Annotated in this window: 20 protein-coding genes; 9 read left to right on the top strand and 11 right to left on the bottom strand. The window is 74.1% G+C overall.

Annotated elements, in window-relative coordinates; genetic code table 11:
• The first annotated feature begins 59 nt into the window (after nucleotides 1-59).
• The 3 genes from ACZ4E1_RS24700 (at nucleotide 60) to ACZ4E1_RS24690 (ending at nucleotide 1,759) form a co-directional block, all read left to right on the top strand.
• Nucleotides 60-800: an SDR family NAD(P)-dependent oxidoreductase gene (locus tag ACZ4E1_RS24700; protein WP_467542631.1), complete on the top strand. Its 741-nt coding sequence runs from the start codon at nucleotides 60-62 to the stop codon at nucleotides 798-800.
• Between the two features lie 38 nt (nucleotides 801-838).
• Complete coding sequence (locus ACZ4E1_RS24695) at nucleotides 839-1,363, top strand: hypothetical protein (protein ID WP_467542630.1); 525 nt, start codon at nucleotides 839-841, stop codon at nucleotides 1,361-1,363.
• Between the two features lie 72 nt (nucleotides 1,364-1,435).
• Nucleotides 1,436-1,759, top strand: coding sequence for a hypothetical protein (locus tag ACZ4E1_RS24690; protein ID WP_467542628.1), 324 nt, complete (start codon nucleotides 1,436-1,438; stop codon nucleotides 1,757-1,759).
• Between the two features lie 6 nt (nucleotides 1,760-1,765).
• Here the strand turns inward: ACZ4E1_RS24690 and ACZ4E1_RS24685 are convergent, their stop codons facing one another.
• Together ACZ4E1_RS24685 and ACZ4E1_RS24680 are read right to left on the bottom strand one after the other, a co-directional pair.
• The gene (locus ACZ4E1_RS24685) at nucleotides 1,766-2,110 is read right to left on the bottom strand and encodes a hypothetical protein (RefSeq protein ID WP_467542626.1); all 345 of its coding nucleotides are present in this window, start codon (nucleotides 2,108-2,110) and stop codon (nucleotides 1,766-1,768) included.
• Nucleotides 2,111-2,119: 9 nt separating this feature from the next.
• Nucleotides 2,120-2,725, bottom strand: a complete 606-nt coding sequence (locus tag ACZ4E1_RS24680; protein WP_467542623.1) for a TetR/AcrR family transcriptional regulator — start codon at nucleotides 2,723-2,725, stop codon at nucleotides 2,120-2,122.
• 96 nt (nucleotides 2,726-2,821) lie between these two features.
• Between ACZ4E1_RS24680 and ACZ4E1_RS24675 the strand changes: the two genes are divergently transcribed.
• Complete coding sequence (locus ACZ4E1_RS24675) at nucleotides 2,822-4,075, top strand: NADH:flavin oxidoreductase/NADH oxidase family protein (RefSeq protein ID WP_467542622.1); 1,254 nt, start codon at nucleotides 2,822-2,824, stop codon at nucleotides 4,073-4,075.
• A 35-nt stretch (nucleotides 4,076-4,110) separates the two neighbouring features.
• Nucleotides 4,111-4,746: a class I SAM-dependent methyltransferase gene (locus tag ACZ4E1_RS24670; protein ID WP_467542620.1), complete on the top strand. Its 636-nt coding sequence runs from the start codon at nucleotides 4,111-4,113 to the stop codon at nucleotides 4,744-4,746.
• Here the strand turns inward: ACZ4E1_RS24670 and ACZ4E1_RS24665 are convergent.
• Nucleotides 4,715-5,395 carry a DUF2238 domain-containing protein gene (locus ACZ4E1_RS24665; protein WP_467542618.1) on the bottom strand — a complete coding sequence of 227 codons (681 nt, stop codon included), beginning with the start codon at nucleotides 5,393-5,395 and terminating at the stop codon, nucleotides 4,715-4,717. The two genes, ACZ4E1_RS24670 and ACZ4E1_RS24665, sit on opposite strands and share 32 nt — an antisense overlap.
• Before the next feature lie 104 nt (nucleotides 5,396-5,499).
• A complete protein-coding gene (locus tag ACZ4E1_RS24660; protein WP_467542616.1) occupies nucleotides 5,500-5,697 on the bottom strand; it encodes a DUF6479 family protein in 198 nt (65 codons plus the stop codon).
• A 287-nt stretch (nucleotides 5,698-5,984) separates the two neighbouring features.
• Between ACZ4E1_RS24660 and ACZ4E1_RS24655 the strand changes: the two genes are divergently transcribed.
• Nucleotides 5,985-7,487, top strand: a complete 1,503-nt coding sequence (locus ACZ4E1_RS24655; RefSeq protein ID WP_467542613.1) for an FUSC family protein — start codon at nucleotides 5,985-5,987, stop codon at nucleotides 7,485-7,487.
• An 86-nt stretch (nucleotides 7,488-7,573) separates the two neighbouring features.
• Nucleotides 7,574-8,620 carry a lactonase family protein gene (locus tag ACZ4E1_RS24650; protein ID WP_467542611.1) on the top strand — a complete coding sequence of 349 codons (1,047 nt, stop codon included), beginning with the start codon at nucleotides 7,574-7,576 and terminating at the stop codon, nucleotides 8,618-8,620.
• A gap of 66 nt (nucleotides 8,621-8,686) precedes the next feature.
• Here the strand turns inward: ACZ4E1_RS24650 and ACZ4E1_RS24645 are convergent, their stop codons facing one another.
• Together ACZ4E1_RS24645 and ACZ4E1_RS24640 are read right to left on the bottom strand one after the other, a co-directional pair.
• Nucleotides 8,687-9,622 (bottom strand): sirohydrochlorin chelatase, encoded by a 936-nt coding sequence (locus ACZ4E1_RS24645; protein ID WP_467542610.1) that lies wholly within the window; start codon nucleotides 9,620-9,622, stop codon nucleotides 8,687-8,689.
• 508 nt (nucleotides 9,623-10,130) lie between these two features.
• Nucleotides 10,131-11,075: an N-acetylglucosamine kinase gene (locus ACZ4E1_RS24640; RefSeq protein ID WP_467542608.1), complete on the bottom strand. Its 945-nt coding sequence runs from the start codon at nucleotides 11,073-11,075 to the stop codon at nucleotides 10,131-10,133.
• Nucleotides 11,076-11,209: 134 nt separating this feature from the next.
• Between ACZ4E1_RS24640 and ACZ4E1_RS24635 the strand changes: the two genes are divergently transcribed.
• A complete protein-coding gene (locus ACZ4E1_RS24635) occupies nucleotides 11,210-11,887 on the top strand; it encodes a uracil-DNA glycosylase (RefSeq protein WP_467542606.1) in 678 nt (225 codons plus the stop codon).
• On the opposite strand, the gene ACZ4E1_RS24630 is transcribed toward ACZ4E1_RS24635, so the two are convergent.
• Complete coding sequence (locus tag ACZ4E1_RS24630) at nucleotides 11,773-13,056, bottom strand: MFS transporter (RefSeq protein WP_467542604.1); 1,284 nt, start codon at nucleotides 13,054-13,056, stop codon at nucleotides 11,773-11,775. The genes ACZ4E1_RS24635 and ACZ4E1_RS24630 overlap by 115 nt on opposite strands.
• 74 nt (nucleotides 13,057-13,130) lie before the next feature.
• Here ACZ4E1_RS24630 and ACZ4E1_RS24625 point away from each other — a divergent pair, with 74 nt between their 5' ends.
• Complete coding sequence (locus tag ACZ4E1_RS24625) at nucleotides 13,131-13,697, top strand: CGNR zinc finger domain-containing protein (protein WP_467542602.1); 567 nt, start codon at nucleotides 13,131-13,133, stop codon at nucleotides 13,695-13,697.
• A 152-nt stretch (nucleotides 13,698-13,849) separates the two neighbouring features.
• Here the strand turns inward: ACZ4E1_RS24625 and ACZ4E1_RS24620 are convergent, their stop codons facing one another.
• The 4 genes from ACZ4E1_RS24620 to ACZ4E1_RS24605 form a co-directional block, all read right to left on the bottom strand.
• Nucleotides 13,850-14,938: a WD40/YVTN/BNR-like repeat-containing protein gene (locus tag ACZ4E1_RS24620; protein ID WP_467542600.1), complete on the bottom strand. Its 1,089-nt coding sequence runs from the start codon at nucleotides 14,936-14,938 to the stop codon at nucleotides 13,850-13,852.
• A 103-nt stretch (nucleotides 14,939-15,041) separates the two neighbouring features.
• Nucleotides 15,042-16,232, bottom strand: coding sequence for a globin domain-containing protein (locus ACZ4E1_RS24615; RefSeq protein WP_467542599.1), 1,191 nt, complete (start codon nucleotides 16,230-16,232; stop codon nucleotides 15,042-15,044).
• Nucleotides 16,233-16,332: 100 nt separating this feature from the next.
• On the bottom strand, nucleotides 16,333-16,776 hold the full coding sequence (locus tag ACZ4E1_RS24610) for an RrF2 family transcriptional regulator (protein WP_467542597.1): 444 nt from the start codon (nucleotides 16,774-16,776) through the stop codon (nucleotides 16,333-16,335).
• Between the two features lie 124 nt (nucleotides 16,777-16,900).
• On the bottom strand, nucleotides 16,901-17,983 hold the full coding sequence (locus tag ACZ4E1_RS24605) for an NADH:flavin oxidoreductase/NADH oxidase (protein ID WP_467542595.1): 1,083 nt from the start codon (nucleotides 17,981-17,983) through the stop codon (nucleotides 16,901-16,903).
• Nucleotides 17,984-18,081 lie beyond the last annotated feature (98 nt).

Genomic DNA, 18,081 nt, shown 5'->3' with positions numbered 1-18,081 from the left:
ACGCAACGAACGAACGCAACGAACGAACGCAACGAACGAACCGACGCAAAGGTGGAGTTGTGACAGAGCAGCTGGTCGACCTGACGGGCAAGATCGTCGTCGTCACGGGAGCCGCGCAGGGGCAGGGGGCCGAGCACGCCCGGCTGTTCGCGCGGCTCGGCGCGCAGGTGGTCCTCACGGACCTGGAGGCCGGTGCCGTGCGGGCCGTCGCGGACGAGATCGGCGACGCGGCGCTCGCCCTTGCGCTCGACGTCGGCAGCGAGAACGCGTGGCGCGAGGTCATGGAGGAGGTTCGTGAGCGGTTCGGCCGCGTCGACGTGCTGGTCAACAACGCGGCGGCCTATCGCAAGGTGCCGCTGGCCGAGCTGAGCGAGAAGGAACTGCTGACCACCCTGCAGATCAACCTCGTCGGCCCGATCCTCGGGATCAAGGCCGTGACCCCGCTGATGAGCGAGCACGGCGGGTCCATCATCAACATCTCCTCCACCGCCGGCCTGAACGGCTACGCGGGCGGTCTCGCCTACAGCGCCTCCAAGTTCGGGCTGCGCGGAGCCTCCAGGTCGGCGGCCAAGGAGCTCGGCCCGCTCGGCATCCGCGTCAACTGCATCTGCCCCGGCGCGATCGACACCGCGATGATCAGCGAGGAGACCCGGTCCGGCGGCGGCGCCGTCGCCCACCTCCCGATCCCGCGCCCGGGCCGCCCCGCCGAGGTCTCCGCGCTGGTCGCCTTCCTGGCCAGCGACGCGGGCAGCTACTGCACGGGCCAGGACTTCGTCGTGGACGGCGGCCAGACGGCCTGAGCGCGATCGGCGCAGGCCCGGCCCTTTAGGCTGGCGCCATGGACGACGGGCTCACGCACGAGACGAGCGCCTTCCTCAACTTCCGGCACTACACCCGGGACCCGAAGGAGCACGGCTTCCGGTGGGTCGACATCAAGCACCTCCGCTGCGCCGCCCGCTTCCTTCCCTCGTCGGACGAGGTGCTGCTCGCCTCGCTGATCGCGCACGAGCAGTTCAGGGACGACTACGCGGGCGGCGGGGTGGACCCGGACGGGCTCCGGCACGGCCCCTACTGGCTGCGCCTGATCACTCCCGACGTGTACGAGCCCGTCCCCCGGGAGGCGGCTGCGCGGATCCTGGCGGAATGGGTGGACCCCCTGTGGGATCCGCCGGCCGTGCTCCAGGAGGATCTGCGCCGAGAGGTGTTCGACCGCCTGGCCGCCGCCGACACCGTGCACCACCTCGGCGAGCTAGGCGACGAGGCGCTGCACGACTGGGGCGGCGTGCACGGCGCGTTTCACGAGTTCGTGCTCGTCGACCGCGCCGCCCGCCGGGTCACCCTCCTCGTCGCGGCCGACGACTGAGGCCGTGGCCCGGCCGTACGGCCCGGCACGCCACAAGCTGCGCTCCGGCCGGCATCGGCGCACCCTGGAAGCGTGGCCGGCGCGGGGCGGCCCGCACGCATGCGGGCCGTCCGCGCGGCGGCGGTCGGGACGGTGTTCATGACCTTCTCCGACAAGAGCACACGGGACGGAGCCGAGGAGCAGGCGCGGCAGGCGATCGAGCGCGGCGCCCATGTCCTCGTCTACAAATTCATCGACCCGATCATCGACAGCTTCGTGACCGCGCCGATGCTCGGCATCTCTCCCCAGATCGAGGCGGTCGAGGCACTCGGCTGGCAGCTCGACCGCTTCAGCGCCGTGGAGGGCACGGTCGGCGCCGGCGAGCACATCGCCGTGATCTGCCTCTTCCGCCGCTGACCGGGGTCAGCCCGCCTCCAGCGCGTCGGCCCGTCGCCGCAGGTCCGCCGCGATGTGGTCCCAGTCCGGCCCGTGGAGCCACAGGTTCTCGGCCGCCCGGCGCAGCAGCGCCGGCTCGTCGGGCCGCTGCAGCAGCACCAGCCGGTGGGCCAGGTTCCGCACCCAGACCGGTAGCCGGCCGTCCACGGCGTGCGGGCTGAGCTCGTCCAGCATGGCGAGGATCGCGTCCGCGTCCGCGAAGGTCAGCTCCTCGATGAAGTAGTGCTCCCGGTGCTCCGCCTCGCACGCGGGCGTGGGCCGGTACTCGTCCCCGTAGAGGCAGCGGGCGTGTTCGGTCAGGGTGCGGTGCATGAGCGCGGCTCAGGCCTGGGCGGGGCGCGTGCCGGTGGCGGCGGAGACCGCGAACAGGGCGTGCACGGAGGCGCTGACCTGGGCGGCGACCAGCTCGGGGGAGGACGCGTCGAGCTTGCCGTCGAGGTGCAGGAACGCCAGGCCGTGGACGAGGGCCCACACGGTCGTCGTCAGTGCCTCCGTCCCGCCGGCCCCGGGGAACGCGCCGCGGACGATGCCGTGCACGTACTCCGTGATGGCGGCGGTCGCCGCGGCCCGCTCCGCGTCGCCCGGGTCGCAGGGCTCGGCGAACATCGCCCGGAACAGCGCGGGGTGGTCCAGTGCGAACCGGACGTACGCCACGGCCACCGCCGCCAGCTCGTCGGGGGTCGAAGGGGCGGGGTGCGCGGCGGCGAGGCTCTCGGCGAGCTCCACGTACCCCTGCGCCGCGACCGCGGACACCAGTGCCTCACGGTCCGCGAAGTGACGGTACGGGGCCGTGGCGGACACCCCGGCCCGGCGCGCGACCGCGCGCAGTGACAGCCCGGCGCTCCCGTCCTCCTCCAGCAGCGCGCGGGCCGCGCGCAGACAGGCGGCCCGGAGGTCGCCGTGGTGATAGGCGCCGGTCTGCGGCACAGGTCACACTCCTCAATGTTTACGATGCTCACTTCTGCCCTCTAATGTGAGGGGTGTACACATCGTAGGGGACGGACGAGGAACGAGGGAAACGGGATGACCAGCGAGTTGTTCGCGCCGCTGTCGCTGCGCTCCGGGCAGGTGCTGTCCAATCGCGTCGCCAAGGCGGCGATGGAGGAGAACATGGCCGGTGACGGCCAGCTCCCCAGCGCGCAGTTGCTGACGCTCTACCGCCGCTGGGCCGAAGGCGGCACTGGACTACTGATCACCGGCAACGTGATGGTCCACGCCGAGGCGCTGACCGGCCCCGGCGGAGTCGTGCTCGACGAGCACGCGCCGCTCGAACCGTTCATTCGCTGGGCCGAGGCCGCCAAGTCCGGCGGCGGCGCCGTCTGGATGCAGATCAACCACCCCGGCCGCCAGGTGGCCTCCGGCATGCCCGGCGTCGTGTGGGGCCCCTCCGACCTCGCCGTCTCCCTCGGGAAGCACAGCAGCCGCTTCGGCCGCCCCACCGCCATGACACCGCGGCAGATCGAGGACACGGTGGCCCGGTACGCCGTCACGGCCCGCCGGGCGGAAGAGGCCGGATTCGACGGCGTCGAGATCCATGCGGCGCACGGCTACCTGCTGTCGCAGTTCCTCTCCCCGCTCGTCAACACGCGCACCGACCGGTGGGGCGGGTCCCTGGAGAACCGGGCCCGGATGCTGCTGGACATCGTCCGCGCCGTCCGTGCCGCCGTCTCCCCGTCCTTCGCCGTCGCGGTGAAGCTCAACTCCGCCGACTTCCAGCGCGGCGGCTTCGACGCCGAGGACGCGCGGCAGGTCATCGAGATACTCGCCCCGCTCGGCGTCGACCTCGTCGAACTCTCGGGCGGCAGCTACGAGAGCCCCGCGATGACCGGCCGCCCCGCCGACGACCGCACCCGGGCCCGCGAGGCCTACTTCCTCGACCTAGCCGAGGACCTGGTCGCGGCCGGCCCGATCCCGCTCATGCTCACGGGAGGCATCACCCGGCGCGACACCGCGGAGCGGGTCCTGCGCAGCGGCGTCGCCGTCGTCGGCATGGGCACGGCGCTCGCCGTCACCCCCGACCTCCCGGCCCGGTGGCGCGCGGGCCGCGAGGCCGACCGCGCCATGCGGCCGGTGACGTGGTCCGACAAGGCCCTCGCCTCGGCCGCGAGCATGGCGCAGGTCCGCCGTGCCATGCGCCGCCTGGCCCGCGGCGGTCGTCCCAGGCCCGGCACCCACCCCGCGCCGGCCCTCCTCTGCGAACAGCGGCAGCAGCGACGGGCCCTGCGGCGCTACCGGGCCTGGCTGTCCACGGAGCGGAGCGCCGCCGGGGCTCCCTGACGGGTGGGTCGCGACCGCCGCCTACAGTCGTCCTCATGAATCGATGGCAGGAACTGACCGGCGGCGTGTCCGGGGACGAGTACGCCGCGCGGTTCGCGGAACTGGCCCGCAGCGGCAAGGACGTGCACGGCGAGGCGCGGTTCTGCTCGGCGCTGCTGCCCGCCGGGGCGCGGGTGCTGGACGCCGGGTGCGGGACCGGCCGGGTCGCGATCCGGCTGGCGGAACTCGGGCACGACTGTGTGGGGATCGACCTCGACGACTCGATGCTGGACGTCGCGCGGGCCCAGGCGCCCGAACTGCCCTGGCATCGCACCGATCTCGCCGCGTTCGACCCGGCCGCGCTCGGTATCGCCACCGACTTCGACCTCGTGGTCGCCGCCGGAAACGTCTTCCCGCTGCTCGCCGCCGGCACCGAGGCCACGGTCGTCGAGCGCCTGGCGGGGGCCCTGCGCCCCGGCGGGCTGCTGGTCGCCGGCTTCGGCCTCGACGCCGCCCACCTGCCCGTGCCGCCCGGCATCACGCTCGCGGAGTACGACGCGTACTGCGCGGCGGCCGGACTCGCCCTCGTCGACCGGTTCGCCACCTGGGACGCCGACCCCTACGACGGAGGCGGCTACGCCGTCAGCGTCCACGCCCGCGTCAGCCCTTCGCCGGAGTCCCCAGACGCGTGAGGGCGCGATCGTGCGCGCGGCTGAGGAACAGGAGCGAGCAGACGGCACCGATCAGCGCGCAGAACATGTCCCACTGGGTGTCCCAGACATCGCCCTGCGTGGCAAGGAACGCGTCGGCCGCCTGACCTCCGGTCACGGCCGCCAGCCACTCCAGCATCTCGAACACGGCGCTGAACGCCAGGCAGGCACAGACCGTCAGCGGCGCGAGCCAGCGGCTGCCGCGCAGGGGCGAGGTCCGGACGAGGAGTTCACGGACCAGGACCGCGGGCACGAACCCCTGCATGAGGTGCCCGAACCGGTCGTACGGATTGCGCTCCAGGCCGAACGCGTCGCGCACCCAGTCACCGGCGGGCACCTCCGCGTACGTGTAGTGCCCGCCGACGATCAGCACCGTGGCGTGGACGGCGAGCAGCCCGCACAGCAGACCGCTCAGCGGGAACCGACGGCGCAGCAGGACGAGCAGGGGCAGCCCCAGCATCACCCACACCGTTTCGAGCACCCAGGTGGCCGGATCCTTCGCGCCGAACGCCGACCCCACGAGCGCCACCGCGACGAGCGCGGTGAGCACGGCGGGAAGCCGGCGGGCGGGAGGGCCGCCGGCCGACGGCGTGCGCGACGACGTTCTGGCGAACACGGGGTGGGCGGACATCGCGGGCTCCTCTGCCTGGGCTGTGCCGCCATCCTCGGGCGCACCCGAGGAACCCCGCGTGAGTACCGCTACTCAACTCGGTGATGAGTGTGTGCCCCGCGCCGTCACACCGGGTCGTCGTCGCCAGGACGCTTCCAGGAACCGGCTCGCGGCTGCCGGGTCTGCGGTGGATTCGGGCGGCGCGCCAGGCGGCGCCGGCTCGTCCACAGCAGCACGAGCAGCGCGATCACGATCAGGACGCCGACGATCGTGAAGAGCCAGCTCGCGCCGGCCGCGGCGGCAAGGACAACCGATGCGTTCATGCGGGCCGAGTACCACCCCACGCGCCCGCCATGCCCGCGTCGGCTCGCCCCCCTCGCGCGGAGCCGCTCACTCCGGTCCCGCGGCGGAGGATGGTCCGTTGGCCCAGGGGTGGCCGAAGCGTTCGCACCGCAGCTGGTCCAATGGCTCAGCCTTTTCGGGCTCTGTTGAACCGACTGCCGGGCCGATGGTGCAATGGGCGTGTCGATGGCGCTGCGGATCCTCCGGGGATCTCCGCGGCGCCTTTCTCATGTCGGGGCACCCGCGGGTGCCGGAGGGGCGGGGCAACTTGCTGAAGAGGGCGTTCACCGCGCCGGATCCGGGGCGGATCCGACTGCGGTTCGCGAGCCGGGCGGTGCTGGGCATCGGCCTGGCCGTCGTGCTCTGCGGGGCGGTCGGCCATTCGCTCCAGGCCGCCATCACCGGCGGTCTGGCCGCGCTGCTCGCCCTGTTCACGGTGACCGACGCGACGGTGCGCGGCCAGGCGGTGACGACCGCGCTGCTGCCGGTCGTCGGGCTTCCGGTGCTGGCGCTCGCCGCGCTGCTGCACGACGTCCCCGCCGCCCGTGACCTGGCGTTCCTCGCCACCGTGGGCGCCGGCGTGTACGCCCGCCGCTGGGGCCCGCGAGGACACTCGCTCGGCGTGTTCGCCTTCATGATGTTCTTCGCCACCCAGTTCCTGCACACCGTGCCGTCCCAGCTGCCCGAGCTGTACGAGGCCGTGCTGCTCTCGCTCGCCGCCGCGGCCGTGGTCCGGTTCGGCGTGTGGTGCTACGAGCGCCGGCTGCCGGTTCCGGCGGCGGTCGCGCTGCCGGCCGGCGGGGCCGGCCTGAAGCGGATCACGACGCGGCAGGCCGTGCAGGCGACGCTCGGCGCGGCGTTCGCGCTCGGGATCGGGCAGGTGCTGTCCGACCAGCGCTGGTACTGGGCCGTGGGCGCCACCTGGTGGGTGTTCGTGGCGACGACCTCGCGCGGCGAGACCGTCGTGCGCGGCTTCCGGCGCTTCCTCGGCACGGTCATCGGCATCGGCTTCGGCTTCCTCGTCGCCGTCCCGCTGCACACCCACCCCGTGGTGGCCGCCGCGGTCATCGCCGTCAGCGTCTTCGGGATCTTCTACACCGCCCACGTCTCGTACACGTGGATGATGCTCGCCGTCACGGTCATGGCCAGCATGCTCTACGGGCTGCTGGGCGTCCTCGACCCGGCGCTGCTCGCGCTCCGGGTCACGGAGACCGCCGTCGGCGCGCTCGGTGCGGTCCTCGCCGTGCTGCTGGTGCTGCCGGTGACGACGCACTCGGTGACCGAGGCCTGGGTGGAGCGGGCGCTGCGGTGCGTGCACGCGTGCACCGCGCAGGCCGCCGCCCGCCTGGCCGGCGACCCGGACGCGGACCCGGCGCCGCGCGTCGCCGAGCTGGAGGCGATCCTCGGCCGCGTACGGCTGTCCCTGAGCCCGCTCGTCCACCCGCTGAGCCCCATGAAGGCCCGCAAGGGACGAGCCCGGCGGATCCTCGCGCTGCTCGACGACTGCGCCCGCGAGGTGCGCGGGCTCGCGTCCGTCGCCGCCGACCCCGAGGCCTCCCACGACGCCCGGCTCGCCGCTGCCTGCTGGCGGGTCGAGGCCGCGGTCGAGGCGCTGACCGCGCCCGCGCCGTACCCGCGCGGGCGCGTCGCGACCGCCCCGCACACCGCCGACGGCGAACCGGTCCTCGCCCATCTGCACGCGCTGGAGCACGCCCTCGTCGAGCTCGCCGTCCCACTGCGCGGAGCGAGCCGGGTGACCCTGGGCGCCTGAGCGCAGCGCGCCCGGCCGATCTGGTCTAGACCCGCTGCTACGGTCGGCGCACGGGCATCCGCGCCCGTGCGCCGAAAGGGGAAGCAGTGAGCGGCAGCAGCCAGACAGGACGCGCGTACATCGGATCCTTCACCGCCGCGGGCGGGCCCGGCGTCGTCACGGCGGCCGTCGACCCGGCCGACGGCGCGCTCACGCTCCTCCACACGACCGACGCCCTGCCCGATCCGTCGTACCTGGCGCTCGACGGCGGGTTCCTCTACGCGGTCAGCGAGACGACCGCGGGGGCCGTCGCCGCGTTCCGCACGGACGCCGTGTCCACGACCCTCGCCGCGCCCGCCGCCCCCGTCGACGGCGCGGGCCCCACCCATCTGACCGTGTGGGGCAACCACATCCTCACCGCCAACTACGGCTCCGGCAGCGTCAGCACCGTGCCCCTGCGCGCCGACGGCACCCCCGACCCCGCGCTGCGCGACGTCCTGCACCACACCGGCTCCGGCCCGCACCCGCAGCGCCAGCAGGGCCCGCACGCCCACCAGATCGTGGTCGACCCCAGCCGCGGCTGGGCCGTCAGCGTGGACCTCGGCACCGACTCGGTCCGCGTCTGCGCCCTCGTCGACGGACACCTGACCCCGCACCACGAGACGGCCCTGCGCCCCGGCTCCGGCCCGCGCCACCTGGCCTTCCATCCCGGGGGCGAGTACGCGTACGTCCTCAACGAGCTCGCACCGACGCTCACCGTGTGCCGCTGGGACGCCGCCGGAGGCATCCTCAAGCCCCTCACCGAGGTCCCCGTGCTGCCCGGCGCCCCGCGCGGCGACGCCTACCCGTCCGAGGTCGTCGTGGCCCCCGACGGACGCTTCCTGTGGACCGCCACGCGCGGCGAGGACGTCCTGTCCGTCTTCGCCCTCGACCCCACCGGCGAACAGCCCACCCTGCGCGCCACCGTCCCGAGCGGCGGCCACTGGCCCCGTGACCTGGCCCTCCACCCCGGCGGCCGGTTCCTCTACGCGGCGAACGAGCGCTCCGGCGACGTCACCTGGTTCACCGTGGACGCGGAGACGGGTGAGCCGGTCCGCGGCGGTTCGCTCCGGGTGCCCGCCGCGTCCTGCGTCGTGTTCGGCCCGCCCGCCTGAGCCGGCCCGGGAGAACGCGGAGGGGCCCGGGACCGTACGGTCCCGGGCCCCTCTCGGTGCTTCGGCTCAGCTGCCGGAGACGGCCGGCTGCGGCGTGATGCCCAGCGCGCTCGTGTACTTCGACAGCGCCAGCTTGCCCATCGCCGGGTACGCGCCGAGCGGCTCGGCGGCGGCGCAGCCCGCGTCCTTGACGGCGGCCTCGAGGACGCTCGGGTCCAGCTCGGGGCCGATCAGGTACGGGGCCAGGGCCAGGTTCTGGGAGCCGGAGGCACGCAGCTGCTCGGCGGTCGCGGCGACGGCGCCCTCGGCGTCCAGCGCGGCGGCGATCACCGGGACGGCGAGACGGGCGGCCAGCAGCATGCCCGTGATACCGGCTGCCTGCACGGCCTCCTCGCCGCCCACTGCGGCGAGGATGATGCCGTCGGCGGCCGTGGCCACGGTGAACAGCCGGGCGCGGTCGGCGCGGGCCAGGCCCGCCTCCGACAGGCGCACGTGCAGGCCCTCCGCGAGCAGCGGGTGCGGGCCGAGCACGTCGGTCAGCTCGGCCGGGACGCGGCTGTCCACGATGCCCTGGCGGATCTGCCGGATCTGCGCGTTGTCCGGACCCGCGAGCAGCGGCACGACGACCGCGACGGGACCCTCGGGGGCCTTCGCCTCGACGCCGGCGGCGACGGCCTGCTCGTAGCGGGCGGTGCGCTCCTTCGCGGCGTGCGCGAGCACGGACGCGAGGGACGGGAACTCGGCGGACACCGGGAAGTCGGTGACCTCACCCTCGACGAACCCCACGCGGGCGTCCAGGCCGGGCAGCTCCGAGCGCGCGATGCTGACGACCTCGTCGGCCAGCATGCGCGTCGCGGCGCTCGGCGTGCCGGGCACGGCCAGAACGAGGGACGGTGCGCCCTCGGGCGCGGCCACGGGTTCCGGCCGACGGTGGCGTCCGGGCTGACGGGGTCGCGGCATTCGTACAGGCAGGCCGGATGCGGGCCCAGTGGGGGAGCTCATGCGCCCGCATGCTACTGGCTCTCCGGCCATCGTTGTTCGGCCAGGGGGCGGCTGAGCGGTATCCGTCCGCGATTGTCCGTTCAGTCGTGGACAGCGCAAATGTCCAGGTCCGAGGGGTGTGTGGCGGAGTAAAGGGAGGCGTCCGCCTCGGTGCGGGCGGGAGGGAAGGGGTGCGGGAGGCGCCTGGTGCCGCCGGGCGGAGGCGTGCGGACGGGCCTTCGGCCGGCGCCGCACGGCGGGCCGGAGCGGGGCTGTGCGGGGCGGGCTCCGGGGCAGACGTGGGGCGGGTGCCGGAGGTCCCTGGTGCGGCGGGCGCGGGCCGTCCGACGGCGATCACGCACGGGAGGCGGGGGCGCCCGCAGGGTAGGGGGCGTCCGCCACCGGTGTGTGGTCACCCTGCGCGGCAGGGCCGCTCCGGTCCGAGCAGGTCTGCTTCTGCGAGGGATGCGCCGGAGCGGGTCCCGCGCCGTCTCGGGGCACGTGTGCCCCCCCCCGGCCCCGAGTGCCCCTACGGCACGTGGAGGAGCCGTCCGTCCCGTGGCAGGCTGAGCTCCTCGCTCGCCAGGGCCGACGCGATCACCAGGGCGCCGTGCAGGGGGTCGCCCGCCGCGGGGGTGAGCTCGGCCTTGGGGAGCTGGGCCGTGAGTTCCGCGTGGAGCGGGTCCAGAAGAGGGGCGCCCATGTTGAAGAGGCCGCCTGTCAGGGCCACCTCTCCGCCGTCCGCGGGGCACACCGCCGCCGCCGACTCGGCGATGTGCCGCGCCGCGTCCCGCAGGATCGACGAGGCGACCGGGTCGGAGGCGGCGCAGGCCGCCACGTCGGGGGCGAACGAGGCCAGGGCCGCCGGGCGGTCCGTGCGCGGGTAGATCCGGCCGGGCAGCTCGCCCGCCGGGCCGAACCGCTCCTCGGCGCGCGCGAGCAGCGCCGCGCTGCCACCGCGCCGCCCGTCGAACGCGCGCATCGCCGCCGCGAGCCCCGCCTGCCCGATCCAGGCGCCGCCCCCGCAGTCGCCCAGCAGATGGCCCCAGCCGTCCGCCCGCCGCCAGGAGTGGAGATCCGTGCCGAGGGCGATCATCCCGGTGCCCGCCGCGACGACCGCCCCGGGGCGCTGGCCGAGCGCGCCCGCGTACGCGGTGACCCCGTCGGCGGCCAGGGCGAGCCGTTCGACGCCCAGTTCGCGGGCGAGCGCGGCCGGAAGCTTCGCGCGCAGCCCGTCGCCGAGGGTCGCCATCCCAGCCGCGCCGACGGCCAGCGCGACCGGGGCGGGGGCGCCCGCCCCGGCCTGCAACTCCCGCGCCATCGGCAGCAGAAGCTCCAGCATGTGCGCGGGGTCGATGCCCGCAGCCGACGTCCGTACGGGGGTGGCGGAGCGGGTCGAGACGGCCCCGGCCGGGTCGGCGGCCTCGGCGAGGGCGACCCGGAGCCCGGAGCCGCCCGAGTCCACCCCGAGCACGTACCGTCTCCCGGCTTCGTTCGCTGGACGCAACGGGCTTCCCTCCTCGCCGGTGACCTTGGTGGACGAACAGTAGCGCCGCGGGCCGGCGGGCGGGCGCCGAGTGTCGGTGTGGGCCAGTAGGGTGACGCACTGTGGCAGCGAGACCGTTGAACGAACTTGTGGAAGCAGGCTGGGCGAAGGCCCTGGACCCTGTGGCCGGACGCATCGCCGAGATGGGCGACTTCCTGCGGGCCGAGATCGCGGCAGGCCGGACGTACCTGCCGTCGGGGGCGAACGTCCTGCGCGCCTTCCAGCAGCCCTTCGAAGACGTACGCGTACTGATCGTCGGTCAGGACCCCTACCCCACACCGGGGATGGCGATCGGACTCAGCTTCGCCGTCGCCCCGGAGGTCCGCCAGCTGCCGGGCAGCCTGATCAACATCTACCGGGAGCTCGGCGCGGACCTCGGTCTGCCCCCGCCGTCGAACGGCGACCTGACCCCGTGGACGAAGCAGGGCGTGCTGCTCCTCAACAGGGCGCTCACCACGGCCCCGCGCAAGCCCGCCGCGCACCGCGGCAAGGGCTGGGAAGAGGTCACCGAGCAGGCCATCCGCGCCCTCGCGGCCCGCGGCACCCCGCTGGTGTCGATCCTGTGGGGCCGCGACGCCCGCAATCTGCGACCGCTGCTCGGTGACCTCCCGGCGATCGAGTCGGCTCACCCGTCGCCGATGTCGGCGGACCGCGGGTTCTTCGGCTCCCGCCCGTTCAGCCGGGCCAACGACCTGCTGGCGCGCCAGGGGGCCCGGCCCGTGGACTGGAGCCTTCCGTAGGACGGGGCGCCGGGTGACTCCGGCGTCACCCGGAGGTGGAGCACGGCGAGCAGCAGGCAGAGCGCGGCTGTCGTGCACCACAGCGCGGTCGCGCCCGTACGGGCCAGGAGCTGGGTGCCGAGGAGCGGGGCGAGGGTCGCGGCGACGCCCCAACCGCACCCGAACACGGCCAGATAGCGTCCGCTCGCCCCGGTGGGCGCGAGGCTCGTGACCAGGGCGTAGACCCGTCCCATGACCAGCAGGTCGCCGAGGCTCCACACGGCGGCGGAGGCCAGCAGCGCCGGCAGGGAACGGCCGAGCGCGTAGCCCGTCAGGCCCGCGGCCAGCAGCACATGGGCCAGCGCGAGCGCCGCGCGCGTCGAGAGCCGGGCCAGCCGCCGGGCCCGCACGAGCGGCTGCGCCAGCACGGTGGTCGCGGCGGCCGTCGTGAACAGCAGGCCGGCGTCCGCGGCGGCACGCCCTTGCCGCTCCAGCGCGAGCGGCAGCGTCATCACGGTCTGCTGGTTGATCAGCGCGTAGGCGGTGCCGAGCGCCAGGACGGTCAGCAGCGCCCGGTCGCGCAGCGGTCGTACGACGGTGGCGGCCTGTCGAGCGGCAGACGTCGCCCGCCGGTCGCGGGGGAGGGCGAGGCGGATCAGGAGCGCGCAGGCCAGGCAGGTCACGGCGTCGCAGACGAACAGCCAGCGCAGATCCCAGCGGCCGAGCAGCGCGGCGAGCAGTCCGGCGCCCATCGCTCCCGCCGCGAGTGCGGCGCTGAACAGGCTGAAGGCGCGCACCCGTTGGTGCTCCGGCACACAATCGCCGACGATCGCCTGGCTCGGCGGCTCGTACAGCTCGAAGGCGAGCCCGAGCAGCACGGCCCCGGCGATCGCGCCGGCCGGCGAGGTCGAGGCCGCGATCGTCACCTGCGCCACCGCGCAGCCGCCTAGCCCGAGCAGGATCGTCGTCCGGGGGCCGATCCGGTCGGCGAGATGTCCGCCCGCCAGGCGCGAGGGAATCGTGGCCAGCCCGAACGCGGCGGTGACGAGCCCCGCGGTCGTGAGACCCGTCCCGTAGTCGGCGGAGATCAGTGCGGTGAGGAAGGGGAGGGAGAAGGCGCCCAGCTGGTTCACGGTCCGGGCGATCAGCAGCATGCGTACGGTGCGGGGCAGAGGCTCGGGGCGGGACACGACACCTCACGTCACTGGTAAAATCCGATACGGCAGTGATGCGTACGCTAGGCGAGTGAGAGGTAACTGGTCAAGTGCTGTTCGACAGTCACATGAAGGCGCTGCTCGACGCGTCGGCGGCGCTTGTCAACGCGCTGACCGGCGGAGAGGCGCGGGGCCGCCCCTATGCCGCTCCGGAGGGTGCCGAACGGGTCGGCGCGGTCCGCGCCGCGCTCTCCGCCGGCGCTGATCTCGAACAGGGCGAGGCCGATCAACTCGCCGCCACCGCACGGGCGTTGCGCACCGTCTTCGAGGCCGTGGCCGCCGACGACCTCGACGCCGCGGCCCCCGCCCTGAACGCCCTGCTCCGCGACACCGGCGCCCGCCCCCAGCTCGACCGCTCCCCGGGCGAGCCCTGGCAGGTCCATTTCCACGGCGCCGACGACTCCTACGCCGTCGGCTGGAGCGCCGGCTGCGCGACCGGCCTGGCCATGGCCCTCGGCGGCGACTACGCGGGCCGGCTCGGGGTCTGCGCGGCGCCCCGCTGCGACCGCGTCTACGTGGACACGTCGCGCAACGCGGGCCGCCAGTTCTGCTCGACGGCCTGTCAGAACCGGGTCAAGGCCGCCGCGTTCCGCGCCCGGCGCACGCACACCTCGTAGGGCGACCGCTCGGTGTCAGGGCGCGACGGGAGACCCGGTCGACGCCCTGACGAGGAGCTCGACCGGGGGCAGCGAGTGGGGCGCCGCCGGTGCGTGCGGGTCGACCACCCCCCCCATCGGAGCCCAACGGTGACGACGGGGCGAGGCCCCGCTCAGCTCACCACGGCCGCCCGCACGCACAGCACGTCCGGCAGGTGCTCCGCCAGTTGCCGCCAGGTGTCCCCGTCGTCCGCGGACGCGTACACCTCCCCGTTCCTGTTCCCGAAGTAGACGCCCGCCGGGTCCGCGTCGTCCGTGCACAGGGCGTCGCGGAGCACCGTGCCGTAGTGGTCGCCCTGGGGGAGGCCGCGGTCCAGCGGCTCCCAGGTGCGGCCCGCGTCCTGGGTGCGGAAGACGCGGCAGCGGTGGTCGGCGGGAACGCGGTCCGAGTCCGCGGTGATCGGGAAGACGTAGGCCGTGTCACCGCGGTGCGGATGCGCCGCCGCCGCGAAGCCGAACGTCGACGGCAGACCCGCGCCGATGTCCGTCCACTTCGCGCCGCCGTCGTCGCTGCGGTACACACCCCAGTGGTTCTGCAGATACAACCGGTCGGGGTCGCCCGCGTCCCGGGTCACCTTGTGCACGCACTGGCCGAACTCCGGGTCCGGGTCCGGCAGGAACACCGCGCTCACTCCCGAGTTCGACGGAGTCCAGCTGGCCCCGCCGTCGGAGGTGCGGAACACGCCGGCCGTCGAGACCGCCACGGTCAGCGCGTTCGGATCACGGGCGTCGCTGAGGATCGTGTGCAGGCCCTCGCCGCCGCCTCCGGGCACCCACTTCGAGCGCGTCGGGTGCTCCCACAGCGGGCGGCACAGCTCGAAGGACTCGCCCCGGTCCTCGGAGCGGTACAGCGCGGCGGGCTCGGTGCCCGCGTAGACCACGTCGGGCTCGGCGGCCGAGGGGTGCAGCTGCCAGACGCGCTCCAGCGAAGCGCCGGTGTCCTTGGGGAACTTGACCGCGGGCGCGGCCGGCTCGGTCCACGTACGGCCCAGGTCGTCCGAGTGGAACACGGACGGGCCCCAGTGCGCGCTGTCGCCGCCCACGAGGAGCCGTGGTGTCGGCCCCCGCGTGTCGATGGCGACCGCGTACACCGCCTGCGCGTTGAAGTACGGGCTCTCGTCGAACGTCCAGGCGCCGTCCGCGCCGCGGCGCCCCAGGAACAGCCCCTTGCGCGTGCCCACGGCCAGCAGCACATCGGTCATGCCGAACACCTCCGAAACGTCGTTGTCTCCAGGTATCGGCCAGTCTGCACCCCCGCACTGACAATCACCGTCGGTGCGGGGGTCCGCGCAGGTCACACGGGTGTCAGGCGGCGGCCAGCCACAGGTCGGGGCCGAAGACCTCGTAGTGGATGTCGGCGGCCGCGACGCCCTTGCCGAGCAGCTGCTCACGCGCCGCGCGCATGAAGGGGAGCGGGCCGCACAGGTACGCGCGAGTCCCGGGCGCGACGGTCACGTCCGTGAGGTCCATCAGGCCGGTGCGGTGACCGGCTCCGCCCTGCTCGTACCAGAAGTGGGCGGCGCCCTCGGCGAGCTTCGCGGTCAGCGACTCGTGGTCGGCCCGCAGGGCGTGGGTCTCGGGGGAGCGGTCGGCGTGCGCGACCGTCACCGGGCCCTCGTGCCCCGAGCCTGCCAGCTCGTCGAGCATCGCCAGCATCGGGGTGCAGCCGATCCCGGCGGAGGCGAGCAGCAGGGGCGCGCCGTCGGCCTCCAGGACCAGGTCGCCGTACGGGGCGGAGACACGCACCCGGTCACCGGCGCGCACGTGCGCGTGCAGGTGCCGCGAGACCTCGCCGTCCGGGGCGCCCTCGGTGCCGAGCACGCGCTTGACCGCGATCGAGCGGGTCGTGCCGGAGGGTGCGCCGGTCAGGCTGTACTGGCGTATCTGCCGTGCGCCGTCGGTCAGTTCGACCTGGACGGACACGTACTGGCCGGCGCGGAACGCGGGCGCGGGACGGCCGTCGGCCGGGCGCAGCAGGAAGGAGGCGACGTCCGCGGTGTCGTCGGTGCGGGACACGACCTCCCACTCGCGCCACACGTCGCCGGCCACGACGCCCTGTTCGGCGTAGAGCCGCTTCTCGATGGCGATCAGCGCGTTCGCCATCAGCCAGTAGACCTCGTCCCAGGCCTGCGCGACCTCGGGCGTGACGGCGTCGCCGAGCACCTCCGCGATCGCCGCGAACAGGTGCTCGTGCACGACCGGGTACTGCTCGGGCAGCACGCCGAGCGAGGCGTGCTTGTGCGCGATGCGGTCGAGCATGACGTCGGGCCGCTCGTTGGGGTGGTCCACCAGGTAGGTCGCGAACGCGGCGATGGATCCGGCGAGCGCCTGCCGCTGGCTGCCGGCCGCCTGGTTGCCCCGGTTGAACAGGTCGCGCAGCAGCTCGGGGTGGGTGGCGAACAGCTTCTCGTAGAAGAGTCCGGTGATCTCCTCGATGGCCGCGCCGACGGCGGGAAGGGTGGCGCGGACGACGACGGCCGACGATTCGGTGAGCATCAGCGGATCTCCTTAATTGGTATTTCAGATTCATATTTAAGGTCGCACGGGGCTGCGGACCGGCGGCCGGTCCTGTTGCCCGGTGGCTGGGGGTGGAGGCTCAGTCCGCGCCGCGCGTGGGCGCCAGGGACAGGAGCAGCGGGCCGGTCGGCGCCTCGACGAGTTCGGCGAGGGTCAGCGGGTCGAGCGAGGCGAAGAACGCCTCCTGCGCCTCGCGCAGCGCGCCCCGCAGCCGGCAGGCGGCGCGCAGCGGGCAAGGGGTGCTGCCCTCGCAGTCCACGACGTCGCCGGGCCCCTCCAGGTCCCGTACGAGGGCGCCGACGGAGGCCGTGCGCCCCGCCGGGGTGAGGGTGAGCCCGCCGCCCCGGCCGCGCCGGGCCTCGACGAGCCCCATGTGCTGCAGCTTCGCGACGACCTTCGCGGTGTGGGTGTACGGCACGTCCATCGTGGCCGCGACCTCGCGCGTGGTGGGCAGGCCTTCCTGCTCGACCGCGAGGCGCATCAGCACACGCAGTGCCAGATCCGTGAAGCGTGTCAGCCGCATGACCGCACGCTATGAATACTTGCATCTGAAAGGCAAATTAAGACGCTGAGGCATGCGTCACGCCCTCTGCGCGGGCCGGTCCGCGCAGAGGGCGTGAGGAGAGGGCGTGACGAGGGGGTGCGGGTCAGACGGAGCGGAGGTACTGGTTCGGGACGTGCACGTCCGCGCCCAGCTGGCGCGCCGCGTGGCGGGCGAACGACGGATCGCGCAGCAGCTCGCGGCCGATCAGGACCGCGTCCGCCTCGCCGTTGGCGATGATCTTCTCGGCCTGCTCGGCGTCGGTGATCATGCCGACCGCCGCGGCCGGCACCTTGGCCTCGTTGCGCACGCGCGCCGCGAACGGCACCTGGTAACCGGGGCCGGTCTCGATGCGGACGCCCGCCGCGTTCCCTCCGGTGGAGACGTCGATCAGGTCCACCCCGTGGGCCTGCAGCTCCGCAGTGAAGCGCACCGTGTCGTCGGCGGTCCAGCCCTTGCCGTCCTCCAGCCAGTCGGTGGCGGAGATCCGGAAGAACAGCGGCAGCTCCTCGGGCCACACGGCGCGCACCGCGTCCACGACCTCCAGGGCGAAGCGGGTGCGGTTCTCGTAGGAGCCGCCGTACTCGTCCGTGCGGCGGTTCGAGTGCGGGGACAGGAACTGGCCGATCAGGTAACCGTGCGCACCGTGCAGCTCGACGACCTCGAACCCGGCGTCCAGCGCGCGGCGCGCGCCGTCCGCGAACTGCTGGACGACCTCGCGGATCTGCTCGACCGTGAGCGCGGTCGGCACCGGGTGCTTCTCGTCGAAGGCGACGGCGCTCGGCGCGACGGGCTGCCAGCCGTGCCCCTCGGGGCCGACCGGCGCGCCGCCCACCCACGGGCGCTCGGTGGACGCCTTGCGTCCGGCGTGCCCGATCTGGATGCCCGGCACCGTGCCCTGCGACTTCAGGAACGTCGTGATCCGGCGGAAGGCGGCGACCTGCTCGTCGTTCCAGATCCCCAGGTCGTACGGGGAGATCCGGCCCTCGGGGGAGATCGCGGTCGCCTCGGCGATGATCAGGCCCGTGCCGCCTGCGGCCCGGGCACCGTAGTGCTGGAAGTGCCAGTCCGTGGGGGCGCCGGTCAGCGGACCCTCGGGGGCGGCGCTGTACTGGCACATCGGCGGCATCCAGACCCGGTTCGGGACGGTGACGGACCGCAGGGTGTAGGGCTCGAACAGCGCACTCACGGGGGACTCCATTCGGTACGGGCTGGTCGCGAAGGCTCGTCGGTACGGGCCCGCTGGCTCGGCTCGTACCCAGGCTCGTACGATAACCATCGTAGTAC

It is taken from the genome of Streptomyces sp. NPDC025806 (assembly GCF_055558275.1).
Note: the sequence above shows the minus strand (reverse complement) of the source record. Positions and strands in the feature narration are given on the sequence as shown.

Excerpts from the sequence above, each read along its gene's own strand:
- ACZ4E1_RS24645 (WP_467542610.1), bottom strand. The coding sequence starts at position 9,622 with ATGAGCTCCCCCACTGGGCCCGCATCCGGCCTGCCTGTACGAATGCCG.
- ACZ4E1_RS24660 (WP_467542616.1), bottom strand. The coding sequence starts at position 5,697 with ATGAACGCATCGGTTGTCCTTGCCGCCGCGGCCGGCGCGAGCTGGCTC.
- ACZ4E1_RS24610 (WP_467542597.1), bottom strand. The coding sequence starts at position 16,776 with ATGCGGCTGACACGCTTCACGGATCTGGCACTGCGTGTGCTGATGCGC.
- ACZ4E1_RS24685 (WP_467542626.1), bottom strand. The coding sequence starts at position 2,110 with ATGCACCGCACCCTGACCGAACACGCCCGCTGCCTCTACGGGGACGAG.
- ACZ4E1_RS24695 (WP_467542630.1), top strand. The coding sequence starts at position 839 with ATGGACGACGGGCTCACGCACGAGACGAGCGCCTTCCTCAACTTCCGG.
- ACZ4E1_RS24670 (WP_467542620.1), top strand. The coding sequence starts at position 4,111 with ATGAATCGATGGCAGGAACTGACCGGCGGCGTGTCCGGGGACGAGTAC.
- ACZ4E1_RS24615 (WP_467542599.1), bottom strand. The coding sequence starts at position 16,232 with ATGCTCACCGAATCGTCGGCCGTCGTCGTCCGCGCCACCCTTCCCGCC.
- ACZ4E1_RS24665 (WP_467542618.1), bottom strand. The coding sequence starts at position 5,395 with ATGTCCGCCCACCCCGTGTTCGCCAGAACGTCGTCGCGCACGCCGTCG.
- ACZ4E1_RS24620 (WP_467542600.1), bottom strand. The coding sequence starts at position 14,938 with ATGACCGATGTGCTGCTGGCCGTGGGCACGCGCAAGGGGCTGTTCCTG.
- ACZ4E1_RS24675 (WP_467542622.1), top strand. The coding sequence starts at position 2,822 with ATGACCAGCGAGTTGTTCGCGCCGCTGTCGCTGCGCTCCGGGCAGGTG.